The following is a 15,334-nucleotide window of genomic DNA, read 5'->3' as shown; positions in this document are numbered from 1 at the left end:
AGTCCCGAACAATTTTTTGGCAATAATAAGGCAACAAATGGAGTCATATTTTAATTGGTATCTCGGTAAAAAATGAGTAAGATTACTCATTGACAACAGTGTTTTTAGCTTAACTTGTGACTAATGGCATCAGACGATCTACAATGTAAGGCTAATGAAGTGCAATTTTTCCAAGACTCGCGATCGGCAGAAATTTCAGTACCGTTCGGAATTTTAAGTTTTGTAATCAAAAATTGCACCCGTTAAATCAAGCTTTTAAGTTCGATGAGTCCAAGCACCAATCTATGAAACGCTCTTTCGCAGGTAAGACAGATACAGGGCTAGTTCGTTCCGTAAATCAGGATTCGTACTACATAGACCCTGACGGGCGATTTTTCATAGTGGCCGACGGCATGGGAGGACACGCGGGAGGTCAAGAAGCCAGTCGGATTGCGACTGGGGCGATTCAATCTTATTTGCTCGAACATTGGGAAGGGCCTGAAGATTCTCCCCTGTTGTTGGAAAAGGCTTTGTTAATTGCCAATCAAGCAATTTTGACCGATCAGCTCGAACATCCCGAGCGCGCTGATATGGGGACTACGGCTGTGGTTCTGATCTTTAGGGATGAGGGCAGACCTTGGTGCGCTAATATCGGGGACTCTCGCTTGTATCGGCTGCACGGATCTCATTTGGATCAGATTACTGAAGACCAGACTTGGGTGGCTCAGGCTGTCAAAAGAAAGGCCCTGACTCCGGATCAGGCTCGCAGTCATCCTTGGCGTCACGTTTTGTCCCAGTGTTTGGGCCGCGACGATTTGCACGAGATAGATATTCTGCCGGTGGACGTAAAGCCTGGGGATCGCTTGTTGCTGTGCAGCGACGGCTTGACTGAGGAACTTTCCGATCCTTTGATTGCTTCGCCTCTGAAGTCGATTCGCGCCTGCGAGGGCGCTGCAACTGCTTTGATTGAAGCCGCCAAGGATAAAGGAGGACGGGACAATATTACTGTGGTGATCGTGACGATCGACCTCAAATAATATCCTCGCGCCCTCGCACACCTAAAAATCTCCCAATCCCCCAATCAAAAAATCTAAAATCTAAAATCGAATGGTTCGCGTTATCGGTTTGATGAGTGGCACGTCGGTGGATGGCATTGATGCTGCTTTAGTGGATGTGGTCGGTTCCCAAGCAGACTTAAAAGTGCAGTTGGTGGCCGGCAAGACTTTCCCTTATCCTGCTACTTTGCGATCGCAAATTCTCTCAGTTTGCAGTGGTTCAGCGTTGTCCATGGCTGAGTTCGCTAAATTAGATGATGCGATCGCCCAAGAATTTGCCAAGGCAGCATTGACAATTCAAACAGAATATGATAAGGCGGAATTAATCGGCTCTCACGGTCAAACTGTCTACCACCGACCCCCAGGGAATACGGAAAAGAGCAGTTTTTCTGCTGCACCTAGCCCCGGCTCAGACATGGGTTACAGCTTGCAACTCGGGCGGGGCGGGCTCATCGCGCAATTGACAGGCATTACGACTGTGAGCAATTTTCGATCGGCAGACATTGCAGCAGGAGGTCAGGGAGCACCCTTAGTCCCAATAGTTGACGCCTGCCTGCTTGCCGAACCCAACCGCAATCTCTGCATCCAAAATCTCGGCGGAATTGGCAATTTTACTTATCTTCCTGCCTTTAAAAATCGGGAATTGGCTGACAAGTCTGCGGCTCCTCCTCTGGGCGAGGGTATCTTGGGTTGGGATACCGGGCCGGCAAATTCGCTGTTAGACTTGGCAGTGCAGCACTTCTGTGACGGCACAAAAACTTGTGACGAAGGTGGAGCTTGGGCGGCAAGCGGCACTCCCTGTCAAGCTTTAGTAGAGAATTGGCTACAGCAAGATTTTTTCATCCAAGCACCGCCCAAATCTACAGGGCGAGAGTTATTTGGTGTAGACTATTTTAACCGTTGTTTGGTCGAGGCTCAAGGTTACAACCTCAGTCCTGCCGATGTGCTGGCTACTTTGACGGAACTGACTGTTGCTTCGATCGTTCACAGTTACCAAACTTTTTTGCCGCAGATGCCCGATCGAGTTTTATTGTGCGGGGGCGGCAGCCACAATCTCTACTTGAAACGCCGATTGCAAGCACAATTGCATCCAGTGCAAGTGTTGACTACTTCTGAGGCAGGCTTGAGTGTAGATTTTAAAGAGGCGATCGCTTTCGCGGTTTTAGCCGTCTGGCGGGTTCGGGGTATTCCCGGCAATCTGCCTCAAGTTACTGGTGCTTGCGCGCCGGTTCTGTTAGGAGAAATTAACTCTTGTTGGCACAGTTGGGCATGATAGCATAGAGTCTGAGGGACAACGGCTGTGCGTTGTTGCACCAGCATTGTAGCCAGCAGGAAAAGCATAGGAACAGCACTGTGGCTCACACGTTTTTAATGGAATCTGGCCAATGGACGCTCGAAGGAAGTTGGATTGAGCGCAATGGCGTGCCAATTACGGTGAAAGGCAAAACTTTAGTGAGCTGGAACCGAACAGATTGGTTCAGTATGGTGACGAAGCTCGTGTTTCCAGGAGGCGATCGCGAAGAGATTATTTTGCAGTACCGAGGACACCTCAACAACGATGAGCGACAGTATACTTTTGTACTCCAACACAGCGAACTCGGCCGAGTCGAGGGCGAAGGTTGGATTGCTCCCCAGTCGATCGTCCAACGTTACTGGGTACTCGGAGATGAACGCCAGCGGCGGACGGGTTTTGATACCCTCCACCGCGTTGATGAAAATCGTTACTACCAATCTAGTGGCATCATGTCTGGTCATTACTTGACGAGTACGATGGAGGCAACTCTGGAACGTCAGTCGGAATAACTCTTTTTAGCTAGTTCGGCGGGAATCCCCACATCATATCGTTTACAGATTGGTGTGGGATGAAAGCCAGGTTTGTTGAGGTGAGATGGTTGACCGATTCCGAAGGACAGGAAGACCATCACCGCCGAAACAAACAATCTTTGATATAATAATTGAACTATAGACAGCATAAACGCTACAGCGATTGTGAAAACCAAGCAGTCAAGTCCGCGATCGCCAAGCGGGCAAAGTAGCTAGTAATGATTGTCACGCCATAATTGGGTCTTGGGAACCAGGACTCCTGCCCTTGGAGGGAATGTAAGTCCAACAGAATTACGGAGTTCGCTTTGGCGATTCCCGATGAATTGGGAAGCCTAGACCATACCGTTTTGCGGTTGGTGTAGGTAGTTCACAGTTACCAGTTGCGCGATCTAGAACTAGAGTAGAAAATTAAAGGTTTTGCTTGTCGGAGATCGCCTGTTGATGTCCGACTTGCTCAATTCTTGCTCAAAGGCATCGCTTGCAACTCGAGAGGGCTAGCGCCGTGCAAATCTAACTCTACAGTAGATTAAAGGCTTTAGTGAAGTGTTAAGCTCGCGCTCTAGCGGTTCTCATAAAGATGAGTTATTTCAAATTATGCTGCGACAATCAGGGAGAATGCACGCGCGAAAACCATCTTTACCGCAGAGAAGCCTCAGAAGGGTTGTAAGACATATCGCTTACCAATTACCCATTACCTTTTTTCCCATTACCAATTGTCAGACCGACCTCATATTTTCGAGAAAAGCTATATCAAACAATTTACATTTCTGGAAATTAGATATTATTAATTGATTCTACCCAATTTCGGAATTTAGGGATTTAATTTATTGCAAAAAAAATATAGATATTCTAGAAAAATTTATAATTTTTGAGAGGGGGAGCGATAAATTATTGTTGCTTTGTGCTGCGATCGTCGATCGGACTATTGCGGAGACTCGCTCCCAACTTTTAGTAGAATCAAAAGACAATAAAGTGCGAGTTTGTCTAGACCCGAGGATGAGTTCTCGATAGGTAGGTAAAAATTGTTTCTACCCAATACCTCTAATCTGATAAATTCATCCGTATATCAATGTCGAGATCTGAGGATATTCTTGCCTTGTATCTTCGAGTGACGCCCCATCACCCCCAACTCCTTTCCGCCTGAGGGAAGAGAGTAAGAGACGGAGGTCGCCGACTGCGACTCTAGGCTACTCAACGCCTGGATTGGGCTCTAGACCCCAATGGTGTTTGAGAAAATGGCGGTACATGGTTTCGCGCAACATCATTTGCTCGTAAAGCTTGACCAAAAACTCCTGAGCTTGCTCGCGGCTCATGCCACTTACCTGTGTTTTGAAGGAACACAGGCTAAATTGCTGCTCCAAAGACAATTCTGCTGGTTGGCTCATGACTTTGACTCCTGTAGTAAGTAAAAGTGACTTGACAGTGAAACCTGGATTAACCAGATTTGTAAGTTGTTTCTGTAAGTTGCTTCAGCGATCGGCTGTTGGTTTCAGGATGTCCCGCAAGCCTATCTCGCTTTAGTATATTACAAAAGGTAACAATGATTTGACAAAATTACCATCTTTCCCAAGAAATAACTTAATCGTAGAGATGGCAGGATGTCCGCAAAAGTTCCTTCCGCAGACTTATACCACTCTATCTAGTTGTCAAAAGAAAAAAGGCTCAGTATGAACCAAAATAATTGCAGCGATTTATACCAACTAGCGAGAAAATTCTCTCTGGTTGAGGGGGAGAGCGGGTGAGGGGAGATGGGGAGAGTGGGAGAATTTATATTTATTTCTTCTCCCTTAGTTTCTTCCTTGTATCGGTTATCAAATCGTTTGCTTGCTTGGGAGTTCAAGCCTCAACATCTATTCGTTAGATCGGCTACACCTGCTAAATCGGCCACACTGCTTCCGAACTTAGAAGCGTTTCCACTCGCTAATTGGAGGGAGGGACATTCGGCTGTGGAGTAGCAGCTCCGGGCCTGGAATTGGGGGCAATGGGTGCGGGCGAAACGGGAGGAATTCCTAGATTTCCCCCAGAGTTGCTCGGCTGCTGTCCCGGTGCTGGAAGAGGAGATTGAAACTGATTGGGATTGAACTGCTGCTGCCCCGGAGCCGGGAGAGGAGATTGAAACTGATTGGGATTGAGCTGCTGTTGCCCAGGATCTACGGGAGACGGCAGAGGTTGAGGGTAATTGCCCGAAGGTGCCGCAGGAATCCCGGAATTGGGAAGTGGCTGATTGTTCGGCTGGGCAGAGGGAGCTGAACTAGGAAGAGTTGCTAGAGATACTCGATCGCCTCCTACCTCTCGCAATTTGTCTAAAACCTCTACAACTTTGGCATACTTCGCATTTTGAGGAGCGTACAATACCGTCAACCCGGTAGGATTTTGCTGTCGGAAACTCTTTAAAACCCGATCGAGCTGCTGGTAATTAACAGGCAATTGGTCAATATAAGTTTGCCCGAAATCGTCAATGCTGACAATCAGCATCTCTCGCATCTGCGTTTGTCCCGTTTTCGCCTTCGGCAAATCGACATTAATCGATTGCTGGCGAGTCAGTTGCAAAGCAGCCAGCAGAAAAAACGTCAGAATGCAAAAGATCACATCAATTAAAGGGATTAGGTCAATCCGAGCCTCTTCACCAGGATTATCTAAGTGAATCTTCATTCGTTCTCCTTTGTTCTAATTATTAGAAGTTGAATCAACATCTGGCTCGGAACCTTTTAATTTCGGCTCCCTGAGACGTTCCCCCGATTCTTGAGAATTGAGATAACGCCTGTTCAAACCATCGGAACCAAAGGAAGAATTGTTGTGCTCTGTACCGGGCGATCGACCTTTAGCATTAGCAGTCGGCCAATATTGTCTGTAGAGCAATTCCATTTCATTTCCAGCTTTGCGAAATATTTTGGCTTGGTTGAACAAAAAAGCTTGAAATATCCGATAAAACGCCAAGGTAAAAATTGCTACTACCATCCCACTCGCAGTCGTGATCAGCGCCTCGCTAATCCCCAAAGTCACGCCAGTGGTTGCCGCCGTACCGATGTCGCCCAGACGGATGGAACTGAGGGAGTTAATCAAGCCCAAAACTGTTCCCAGCAAGCCCAGCAAAGGGGCGAGAGCGATCGTCGCTTCTAAGATTTTGTCGCCACGGCGCATCGAAGCCAACTCTTCATCGGCGGCTGCTTCGAGTGCCAGTCGAAATAAGTCCGGTTCAGGATTGTACAGGCGCAAGGGTGCAGACAGAAATCGCCCGATCGGCTGTCGGTTGGCTTGTCTGGCAATCTCGTTAGCCGCCCCCCAATCGCTGCGTGCCGCGTCGAGAATCCGGTTAACAATCTGCTTCTCTTTGCTCAAGAGGCTTGCCCAGAACCACAAACGCTCGATAATTGTGCTTACAGAGAGAATCGATAACACTAACAGGGGCCACATTGCGGGGCCGCCTTTTTGAAACAGTTCTTGAATATTCACAATATTTTTGCTCCTGCATTACCCGCTAACTTTTGCTTCTGTTCTACTTTTTTTTACAAATCTAAGGCCATTTAATTTTAGCGATTAATGTACTCAGGACTTACGCACTCGCCACTAAAGAAACCGGGTCTTGCAGCCCAAGGCCTCGGGCTGCAAAGAAGTATCTTACCGGAAAACGAGAGTTCGTCCCCTGGCTTGCATCACGGGGATGAACTCGGAGTAAGGCTGTCTTCCACCTACAATCTTTTGATTTTCCTTGTCGATTCATGATTTTTGCGCTATAATGGTCAGCGTAAGACATCAAGTTCCAATGCTAGTTTTTGAGTTCAAAACATACGGAAAACCCGAGCAGTTCGCAGCTATTGATGACGCGATTCGTACTGTGCAGTTCATTCGGAACAAGTGCATCCACTTTTGGATGGACAATCCGAAGAGCAATAAGTACGACCTGAACAAGCAAAGCGCCATACTAGCGAAGGAATTTCCGTTTGCAGATGAACTCAACTCAACAGCCCGTCAAGCGGCAACCGAACGCGCTTGGTCGGCAATTTCCCGATTCTACGACAACTGCAAGAGTAAGATTGCTGGTAAAAAAGGTTTTCCCCAGTTCCAGAAAGATAATCGCTCGGTTGAATATAAAGTTTCGGGATGGAAACTAGCTCTCGATCGAAAGTCAATTGTCTTTACCGATAAAAAGGGGATAGGCAAGCTGAAGTTGAAAGGTACTCGCGAGCTGAACTTCTACCAACCCGACCAAATCAAAAGGGTTCGATTGGTAAGAAGAGCGGATGGCTACTACGTTCAGTTTTGTATTTCAGTGGAACGTCAGGAAGTCAGAGAACCAACTCATCAAACTATTGGCTTAGATGTCGGACTAGAAAGCTTTTACACCGATTCATTAGGTAACAAAGTTGAAAATCCTCAGTTCTATCGAACAGGTGCGCGAAAGATGAAACGGGCGCAGCGCCTCGTTTCTCGCAAAGTAAAAGGCTCTAGCAATAGACATAAGGCTAGAGTTAAATTAGGACGAGTTCACCTCAAAATAAGTAGACAACGTAAAGACCATGCCATCAAATTGGCGCGGTGCGTAATCACATCTAACGATGTAGTCGTCTATGAAAATTTGCGGATTAAGAACATGGTTAAGAATCATTGTCTCGCTAAGTCCATTAGTGACGCGGGCTGGTATCAATTTCGCATTTGGTTAGAGTATTTTGGGCGGGTATTCGGACGGATTACCATTGCGGTCAATCCTGCGTATACGTCGCAAGAATGCTCCTTATGTGGTGTTGTGGTTAAGAAATCTTTGTCTACGAGAACTCATGTTTGTCAATGTGGATGTAGATTAGATCGCGACCACAACGCTGCCATAATTATCCTGAAGTCAGGATTGGGTACTGTGGGGCACACAGGAACCTTTGCGCTCGACGCAAGCAACGCTTCTGGAGAATCGACCTCTATTTTAGTTGGCGCAAGCCTGCTAGGGTAAGTTGGCTCGCTGAGAGAAGAATCCCCCCGATTCATCGGTGGGGAGTGTCAATCCATCAAATCCCGTTCCTGGGTAAGTCTTGGTAATATTGTCAGACTCCTCACGGGCGATCGGCGGTGGCGACTTGCTCAGAATTCTTCTAAGTCTTCTTGACACATATCTTGCAGCGACTGGTGTTGCAGGCGGCGGGAAGAGCGACGATATTTTTTAGTTTGCAGTTTCGGTTCATACTGCTGTGTACCGTCGGACTTGGTTTGCTGCTTCAAACTGGATTCGGCGCTGCTAGAGTTTTGCAGAGTTTGCTGGCGGACGATCGCCTCTTCCATAAAATTCAAATAATACTGGTAGCGCTCCCAATCGCCCCGCACCACACAGTTAGGCTCATCGCGGTGCGAACAGTCGCTAAACTGGCAGTTACCCAAAGCCAACCTTTGACGAGCTTCTGGGAAATATTGAGCTAACTCCGACGGATCCGATTCGAGAGCCGGCTGATTAAAGCCCGGAGTATCAGCCAACAGCCCGCCGTCGGGGAGTTCAAATAGTTCGACGTGGCGAGTGGTGTGGCGCCCGCGGCCGAGTTTGCCCGAAACAGCATTGACTCGCAGGTTGAGGGCGGGAACCAGTTGGTTGATCAAGCTGGACTTGCCGACGCCAGAAGGCCCACAAATTATCGTTATTTTGTCTTGGGTGTGGCTGTGGAGAAAGTTCGGCAAGGGATTTTGTACGGAATTTAACGGAGCTAACGGATGAGCCAATTTTGCTAGTAGGGGGTTCTCCTCAGAAGGCAACAGAGAACCATCTATTTTGTTCGATAAATGCTGGGAAGTTACTTTTTCGACATAAACTTTATTTTGAAAATTTGTGGCAACTTCCTGCACTCCTAAACCGCTGCGAACGCTAATAAACATTGGTTCGTAGCCCCAACGTGAAAGCCGATCGCGCCACTGTTCCAACTCCTCGGCTGTGACCAAATCGCATTTGTTCAGGCACAAACTCACCTCTAAACCTGTAGATTCTGCCTTGACTAAAAACCGAGTTAATGAGGCGGGATCTAAATCGGGTTCGGCGAGGGCAAAAACCAGGAGAATGCGATCGGCATTAGCGACAGGCGGGCGGTTGAGTTCTGTGCGGCGGGGGAAGACTTCTGAAATTGCACCCCGGCGGTCAGTCCAGTCTGGTTCGTCTACCACCACGCGATCGCCCACCATCACCTGTTGACCAATTTTTTTGAGTCGAGTGCGGCGAGTGCACAGGAGAGTGGGAGCATCCGCCAGGGCTATATTCTCGTGAATCCCGGCTGCTTGATCTAGCCTGACTCGGTAGAAGTTAGCCTGAACTGCCACTACTGTACCGACGAGGGAGGACAAATTCAGGCTCATCCTGCTTCCTGGAGTTCTGGGCGCTGCACTTTCATGGCAAAAAAGCCGGACTCCGACTCATCCGCAACAAATTGCGTTTCGAGAATTTGATAGCCTTCCATTTTCAGACTATCAGGCACTTGTTCGATCGGCTCCCCCGCATCCAGCCACACTTCCAAAACAGCACCCGGTGGCATTTGTTCCAGTCGCAATTTAGTGCGGACAAAATTCAGAGGACACGGAGTCCCCCGCAGGTCGATTTTGGCATCTGGGGATTTGGGATTTTCAATTTTGGATGTTGAATTCATAGTCTGCCTTTTCTTTTCAAATTTCCCATTTCAAATCCTGAAAGCCTTATTTTATCGTGAACCAATTGCCCAACAATTATTCTACGACCGATTTTTGAGACCCATGGGTCTCATTTTTTGGAGGACTATTCCCACAAATTGCCCAACAATTATTCTACGACCGATTTTTGAGACCCATGGGTCTCATTTTTTGGAGGACTATTCCCACAAATTGCCCAACAATTATTCTACGACCGATTTTTGAGACCCATGGGTCTCATTTTTTGGAGGACTATTCCCACAAATTGCCCAACAATTATTCTACCTGTACAAAATGAGACCAATTGGTCTCACTTTTTTGAGAGAGAATTTAAAAAATTGCCGAACAATTATTCTACCTGTACAAAATGAGACCAATTGGTCTCACTTTTTTGAGAGAGAATTTAAAAAATTGCCACGGAATCATCAAACAGGAAAATTTGACACCCATGGGTGTCAAAAAATTGCTTATTTCTGAAACAAATTGCCCAAAAATCCTTCCAAGCCACCTTTACCAGTACGATCGCCCTTCAGCTTAGCAAGCTGCATCAGCAACTCCCGTTCCTCAGCAGTCACCTTAGTCGGAATATCAATAGACACCGCAATCAAATGGTCGCCGCGACTGACTGGATTGCCCAACTTAGGCACTCCTTTTTTCTCCAGAGTCAGAACCGTATCAGGCTGAGTCCCAGTAGGAATCAACAATTCCGTCGGCCCATCTACAGTTTCCACTTCCAACCGGCAGCCCAAAATTGCTTGCAAGTAACTAATCTTCACTTCCGAATTAACGTTAATGCCGTCCCGCTTAAATAGCGGGTCTTCATTCACAGCCAAAAACACATAAAGATCCCCTGGAGGCCCGCCCAACTTGCCAGCATCGCCTTCATTGGAAACGCGCAAGCGAGTACCGTTGTCTACCCCAGCCGGAATAGTGATTTTCAGCTTTTTCATCACTTCTTTCTGGCCCCGGCCGCCACAAGTTTCGCACTTGTCCTCAATCACTTGCCCGGTGCCGTTGCAGGTGGGGCAAACAGAAACTTGAGTAAAGCTGCCGAAAGGAGTGCGGGTAGCGCGTCGGACTTGACCGCTGCCGGTACAAGTCGAACAGGTTTGAGGTCTGGTTCCCGGCTTGGCGCCAGTCCCGGCACAAGTTTCGCAGGTTTCTAGGTGCTTGATGCGGAGTTCTTTTTCCCCACCAAAAACTGCTTCGCGGAAATCCAGGCGCAAATCCAGTCGCAAATCATCTCCGCGCACCGGGCCGCTGCGTCTGCGACCTTGCTGTTGGGCGCCCGCCCCTCCTTGAAAACCCTGAAAGAAGCTTTCAAAGATGTCAGCAAAGCTGTCGCCGAAGTCTTGGAACCCCGGCGCGCCTGCACCGCTGACGCCTTGTTCGCCGAAACGATCGAAACGGGCGCGGGTTTCTGGTTCCGATAGTACCTCGTAGGCACGGTTAATTTCTTTAAACCGCTCCTCAGCTCCAGATTCTTTGTTGACATCTGGATGGTACTTGCGAGCTAGGCGGCGGTAAGCACGCTTAATTTCCTCTTTGTCTGCGCTGCGAGAAACGCCTAATATTTCATAGTAATCACCGGCCATAAAGCTGCTTGCCTGGAGGTAAATAACAAAAAGTGTACGAAAAAGAAACGGGCGACCTTTCCTGAAATTACCAATTAAAAATTAAAAATTTTCATTGTTAATTGTTAATTGTTAATTGTTAATTGTTAATTTTTCAGTGCTAAAGGAAAGGATTCATCTCATCAACTTCCGGTTCGGGAACCTTCGGTTTGGGTTTGGGTTGTGGTTCCGGCTGTCGCTTGGACTGTCGTTCCGGTTTGGGTTCCGGTTGTGGTTCCGGCTGTCGCTTGGACTGTCGTTCCGGTTTGGGTTCCGGTTGTGGCGGAGCTGGTGGCGCCGGGGGGGGTGCCACCAGCAGCTCTTCTGTCAGGAAAAGGCTGTCGTCGGTAACTGCAACCTCTTCTAGTTCTGAAATCATCTCGCTTTCAACCTCTGGCGAGGAGTTGGCTGCCCCGCTGCGGGCTTGCTCGTAGACTGCTGTCCCGAGGGAGTATAGCAGTTGCTTGAAAGCTTCGATTTGCTCGGTGAGTTCCTCAACAGTGATGTCGGGGTTAGCCATCGCGGCCTTCAAAGCTGTTGCTGCTGATTCGGCTGCGACTTTGAGGTCGTCGCTGAGCAATTGAGCGTTCGTTTTCAAAGTGACACCACAATTATAGACCAGGGTGTCGGCTTGATTTTTGAGTTCGACTACTTGAGCGCGCTTGATGTCCTCATCGGCGTAAAGTTCCGCTTCTTGTCGCATCCGCTCGACTTCAGTTTCGCTCAAGCCCCCTGTATTGGAAATTTGGATGCTTTGTTCTTTGCCGGTTCCCTTATCTTCTGCGGCAACTTTGAGAATGCCGTTGGCATCGATTTCAAAGGTAACTTCGATTTGAGGTACGCCGCGGGGGGCTGCGGGAATGCCTTTGAGCAGGAATTTGCCGAGACTTTTGTTGTCTTTTACCAATGCGCGCTCGCCTTGGAGGACGTGAATTTCTACGGAGGTTTGTCCGTCAGCAGCCGTGCTGTACATTTGCGATCGACTGGTGGGGATGGTTGTATTGCGATCGATTACTTTGGTAAACACACCGCCCAAGGTTTCGAGTCCCAGGGAAAGCGGCGTCACGTCTAGCAAAAGCAAATCTTTGACTTCACCGCCCAACACCCCGGCTTGAATTGCCGCACCTACGGCTACAGCTTCGTCGGGATTCACCGATTTATCGGGAGACGCGCCCCCAAAATACTTACTAATTGCCTCTTGAACTGCCGGAATTCGGGTTGAGCCTCCGACTAAAATAATCCTGTCTATATTTTTCGGGGTCAGACTTGCGTCTTTGAGGGCTTGAGTCACCGGATCGATCGTCGCCTGCACCAAATGACTAACCAGTTTTTCAAACTGAGCCTTCGAGAGATCCATTTCCAAATGCTTGGGCCCTTTAGCATCAGATGAGATGAAAGGCAAATTAATGGATGTGGATTGCGAGAGAGAGAGTTCAATTTTCGCCTTTTCCGCAGCTTCTCGGAGGCGCTGCAATGCCATTTTGTCTGTTGAGAGGTCGCTACCTTCTTGAGTCCGGAAAGCTTCTACCAGCCACTGAACTATGCAGTCATCAAAGTCATCTCCTCCGAGATGGTTGTTACCTGCGGTGGCGTTGACTTCAAAAATTCCGTCTCCCAATTGCAGGATCGAAACGTCGAAAGTACCGCCACCAAGGTCAAAGACCAAGATTTTCTGTTCGATATTTTGCTTGTCGAGCCCGTAGGAAAGGGCGGCCGCCGTCGGTTCGTTGACGATCCGCAGGACTTCTAAACCCGCGATCGTACCGGCGTCTTTAGTAGCTTGCCGCTGGGCGTCTGTGAAGTAGGCCGGCACTGTAATTACAGCTTGAGTGACAGCTTGTCCCAAATAAGCTTCAGCATCTTGCTTGAGCTTTTGGAGTACCATTGCCGAGATTTCTTGGGGGGTGTGAACTTTGTTCCGAATTTGGACGTTAACGGTGTCGTCTTTGCCTTTGATACAGGTATAGGGAGTACGGGATCGTTCTTCTTCCGTGTCATCCCACCTGCGCCCGATAAATCGTTTGATGCTGTAAACAGTATTTACAGCATTAGTTACAGCTTGCCGCTTGGCTAGTTGACCGACTAAGCGATCGCCCGCCTTGCCAAATCCTACGATGCTCGGAGTTGTGCGGCCGCCCTCAGAATTGGCGATCACGACTGGTTTACCGCCCTCCAATACAGCTACGCAACTGTTGGTCGTGCCTAGGTCAATTCCAATAATTTTTCCCATAGCGCCTCATAAAACTTTGTGGGATGTTTGGAAACTTCCAACTACAAGTTGGGGTATAAAAAACGACTAAGCTTGTTTTAACAAGCATCACCTGACTCGATTTGTAGGAAACAAACTTGATATTTTAATGCAAGATCGCAGACTCATTAAAACATTGTTCAGAATTTGTTGAGAAAGCGCTGACCTGCTTTTAGTCCTGAATTAAGAAGTTGGTGAGTTTGCCACCTTCGTGCCCCCGAATTCTCTTCGGGGGTCAGTGACTTCGAGGAATGCAGTAGCTTCTGTCCCGATTAACTTTCCGAACTATCGGGATTTTCATCTGAGGCTACCACAGATATCCCAGGCGCTGCAACTTTCACTTTGGCGTGGCGCAAGACACGATCGCCCAGAATGTAGCCGCGTTCTAGTTCTTGGATGATTGTTCCTTCCTCGTGTTCGTCTGTGGGCTCGCTGAGGAGAGCTTCATGGAGGTTGGGGTCAAACTGTTCGCCTTCAGGGCGCATCGGAGAAACCCCAATTTGCTTGAGACCATCTACCATTTGCTTGTAAACGCTTTGGTAGCTTTTGTGAATGTTCATTTCGCCGTCGTTTTGCGGCTTAATGTGCGATCGAGCGCGCTCGAAATTGTCGATTACCGGCAACAGCGGCTTGATCGTGAGACACCTTGCCTGTAAATCTAACTCTTCTTTTTCCTTTTGGGTGCGCCTGCGGAAGTTTTCAAAATCTGCTGCTAGGCGGAGATTTTGATTTTTTAGGTCTTCTAGTTGAGCCGATGTGGCTTGCAACTGAGTTTTTAAAGCCTCTTTTTCATCTCTTACGGAGGCGAGTTCCCTCTTCCATGATTCAGCCGCGTCTGCTGTCGGGCTGTTGGTGGAATTGCCGGTGACAGGATCCCCGGATGCGTTTGCTCCCTTGCGATCGCCCTCGGTGCTTTGATAAGCTTGAGCAAGTTCGAGTTCCCAATCGGCTGCTTCGTTAGAGTTTGCTGGTGCCGGCGGAGTTTCGCTTGCCATTGGTGAACCCTCTGGGGTTTCCCCAGTTGAGTTAGGATCTAGATCTTGCTGTTTTTCCTCGTCAATCATATAAGCTGCGCGACAGAACCCTATCAATTCTAGCAGATACACTTAACACGGTAAATGTAGAGAACTATAATTTACTGTGGATAGCACTATCTGATTCATAGGAAAGCTCCGGCTTATGTGCAGGAATCTCTCAAAGCTTTCAATATTTTATGGAAATGAAATCTCGATCTCTAGTTCTAGTAAGACCGTCGTTGGAGCTAACACAAGGTTTCTGGTATCGCAATTTGGGAATAACATGCTCGCATTGATAGCAAGTTTAGAAGGATATTAAGCAGTTAGATTTTCTGAAAATAATTGAGTTGTTGATGGCGGATACTTCAATATTTGCGGTCAACGAGAGTTAATTAAAGTTAATCTGTATGGCTGTTTTATTCGCAGATAGAGGCTTGTCTTTTACCATTGAGTGCGTTTGAAAAATAGGGAGGTGTCCTCAATTATTTGCGAGTAAAATGAGAAACATTAGCCGGTATTGGGTACCTGCCACTCGGTAGATACGATTGACACCTAATTTGCCTTTTGGCAAAATTGATGAACTGTCAAGCTTTCGTCACAAAGGTTAGGACACCAGAGAGAATTAGATGAATATTGGCAGGGAAAAAACTAGAGCTGGTCAAAATTTGGGCGCTCGGACTCCGGTCGGGCGATCGCCCGCAACCCGATCGCAGATAATTAATTAATCACAATATATCTCAAAAGAGCGATCGATGGGTTTCGTCAAAGCTATCATCATCAAAGATCGCCTGTGCGATCTTTAAGCTAGTACAGATAACCGCGCCACCACGGGCACTGTAATTTGACATCGCCAGTTCAAATCTGAAGTGCAACACCCAGGAGTTTGACCAAGGGGGACTCACAGGGATAGTCTAATGTTTACCACAACAAAAGGACACCCCCATGAGCTACACCCATCTTACTCTTTCTGAG

The 15,334-nt window shown here is 47.9% G+C and carries 14 protein-coding genes; 4 read left to right on the top strand and 10 right to left on the bottom strand.

All coding sequences use genetic code 11. The features are described 5' to 3' along the window. Positions 1-284 precede the first annotated feature (284 nt). From QZ918_RS31035 to QZ918_RS31025, 3 genes are all read left to right on the top strand, one after another. Positions 285-1,016 (top strand): PP2C family protein-serine/threonine phosphatase, encoded by a 732-nt coding sequence (locus QZ918_RS31035; protein WP_293342445.1) that lies wholly within the window; start codon positions 285-287, stop codon positions 1,014-1,016. 70 nt (positions 1,017-1,086) lie between these two features. Beyond that, the gene (locus tag QZ918_RS31030; RefSeq protein ID WP_293342442.1) at positions 1,087-2,307 is read left to right on the top strand and encodes an anhydro-N-acetylmuramic acid kinase; all 1,221 of its coding nucleotides are present in this window, start codon (positions 1,087-1,089) and stop codon (positions 2,305-2,307) included. Between the two features lie 80 nt (positions 2,308-2,387). Further along, positions 2,388-2,837, top strand: coding sequence for a hypothetical protein (locus QZ918_RS31025; RefSeq protein ID WP_293177066.1), 450 nt, complete (start codon positions 2,388-2,390; stop codon positions 2,835-2,837). Here the strand turns inward: QZ918_RS31025 and QZ918_RS31020 are convergent. The 4 genes from QZ918_RS31020 to QZ918_RS31005 form a co-directional block, all read right to left on the bottom strand. Then, complete coding sequence (locus QZ918_RS31020; RefSeq protein WP_293342439.1) at positions 2,825-3,007, bottom strand: hypothetical protein; 183 nt, start codon at positions 3,005-3,007, stop codon at positions 2,825-2,827. The genes QZ918_RS31025 and QZ918_RS31020 overlap by 13 nt on opposite strands. Positions 3,008-4,045: 1,038 nt before the next feature. Continuing rightward, on the bottom strand, positions 4,046-4,243 hold the full coding sequence (locus tag QZ918_RS31015; protein ID WP_293146710.1) for an NblA/ycf18 family protein: 198 nt from the start codon (positions 4,241-4,243) through the stop codon (positions 4,046-4,048). Positions 4,244-4,778: 535 nt separating this feature from the next. Beyond that, positions 4,779-5,510, bottom strand: a complete 732-nt coding sequence (locus QZ918_RS31010) for an ExbD/TolR family protein (protein WP_293342436.1) — start codon at positions 5,508-5,510, stop codon at positions 4,779-4,781. Positions 5,511-5,525: 15 nt separating this feature from the next. Then, a complete protein-coding gene (locus QZ918_RS31005; RefSeq protein WP_293342433.1) occupies positions 5,526-6,311 on the bottom strand; it encodes a MotA/TolQ/ExbB proton channel family protein in 786 nt (261 codons plus the stop codon). A gap of 310 nt (positions 6,312-6,621) precedes the next feature. Here QZ918_RS31005 and QZ918_RS31000 point away from each other — a divergent pair, with 310 nt between their 5' ends. Further along, positions 6,622-7,800 carry an RNA-guided endonuclease InsQ/TnpB family protein gene (locus tag QZ918_RS31000; RefSeq protein ID WP_293342430.1) on the top strand — a complete coding sequence of 393 codons (1,179 nt, stop codon included), beginning with the start codon at positions 6,622-6,624 and terminating at the stop codon, positions 7,798-7,800. Here the strand turns inward: QZ918_RS31000 and QZ918_RS30995 are convergent. The 6 genes from QZ918_RS30995 to grpE all read right to left on the bottom strand — a co-directional run bounded on the left by QZ918_RS30995 (position 7,792) and on the right by grpE (position 14,410). Beyond that, the gene (locus tag QZ918_RS30995) at positions 7,792-7,956 is read right to left on the bottom strand and encodes a hypothetical protein (protein ID WP_293342427.1); all 165 of its coding nucleotides are present in this window, start codon (positions 7,954-7,956) and stop codon (positions 7,792-7,794) included. The two genes, QZ918_RS31000 and QZ918_RS30995, sit on opposite strands and share 9 nt — an antisense overlap. Then, the gene (rsgA, locus tag QZ918_RS30990) at positions 7,929-9,179 is read right to left on the bottom strand and encodes a ribosome small subunit-dependent GTPase A (RefSeq protein WP_293342424.1); all 1,251 of its coding nucleotides are present in this window, start codon (positions 9,177-9,179) and stop codon (positions 7,929-7,931) included. The genes QZ918_RS30995 and rsgA overlap by 28 nt, the downstream gene beginning before the upstream one ends. Then, entirely contained in the window at positions 9,176-9,466 is a 291-nt protein-coding gene (locus QZ918_RS30985) for a sulfurtransferase TusA family protein (RefSeq protein WP_293146720.1), read from the bottom strand. The genes rsgA and QZ918_RS30985 overlap by 4 nt, the downstream gene beginning before the upstream one ends. Before the next feature lie 486 nt (positions 9,467-9,952). Continuing rightward, positions 9,953-11,080 carry a molecular chaperone DnaJ gene (dnaJ, locus tag QZ918_RS30980; protein WP_293342420.1) on the bottom strand — a complete coding sequence of 376 codons (1,128 nt, stop codon included), beginning with the start codon at positions 11,078-11,080 and terminating at the stop codon, positions 9,953-9,955. Positions 11,081-11,219: 139 nt separating this feature from the next. Next, positions 11,220-13,328 (bottom strand): molecular chaperone DnaK, encoded by a 2,109-nt coding sequence (gene dnaK, locus QZ918_RS30975; RefSeq protein WP_293342417.1) that lies wholly within the window; start codon positions 13,326-13,328, stop codon positions 11,220-11,222. Between the two features lie 290 nt (positions 13,329-13,618). Beyond that, positions 13,619-14,410 (bottom strand): nucleotide exchange factor GrpE, encoded by a 792-nt coding sequence (gene grpE / locus QZ918_RS30970; RefSeq protein WP_293342413.1) that lies wholly within the window; start codon positions 14,408-14,410, stop codon positions 13,619-13,621. Between the last annotated feature and the right edge of the window lie 924 nt (positions 14,411-15,334).

Origin of the sequence: Microcoleus sp. CAWBG58, assembly GCF_020883045.1 — a bacterium.
Classification (GTDB): Bacteria; Cyanobacteriota; Cyanobacteriia; order Cyanobacteriales; family Microcoleaceae; genus Microcoleus.
The sequence above is the reverse complement of the archived record's forward strand: the minus strand, read 5'-3'. Positions and strand labels throughout refer to the sequence as shown.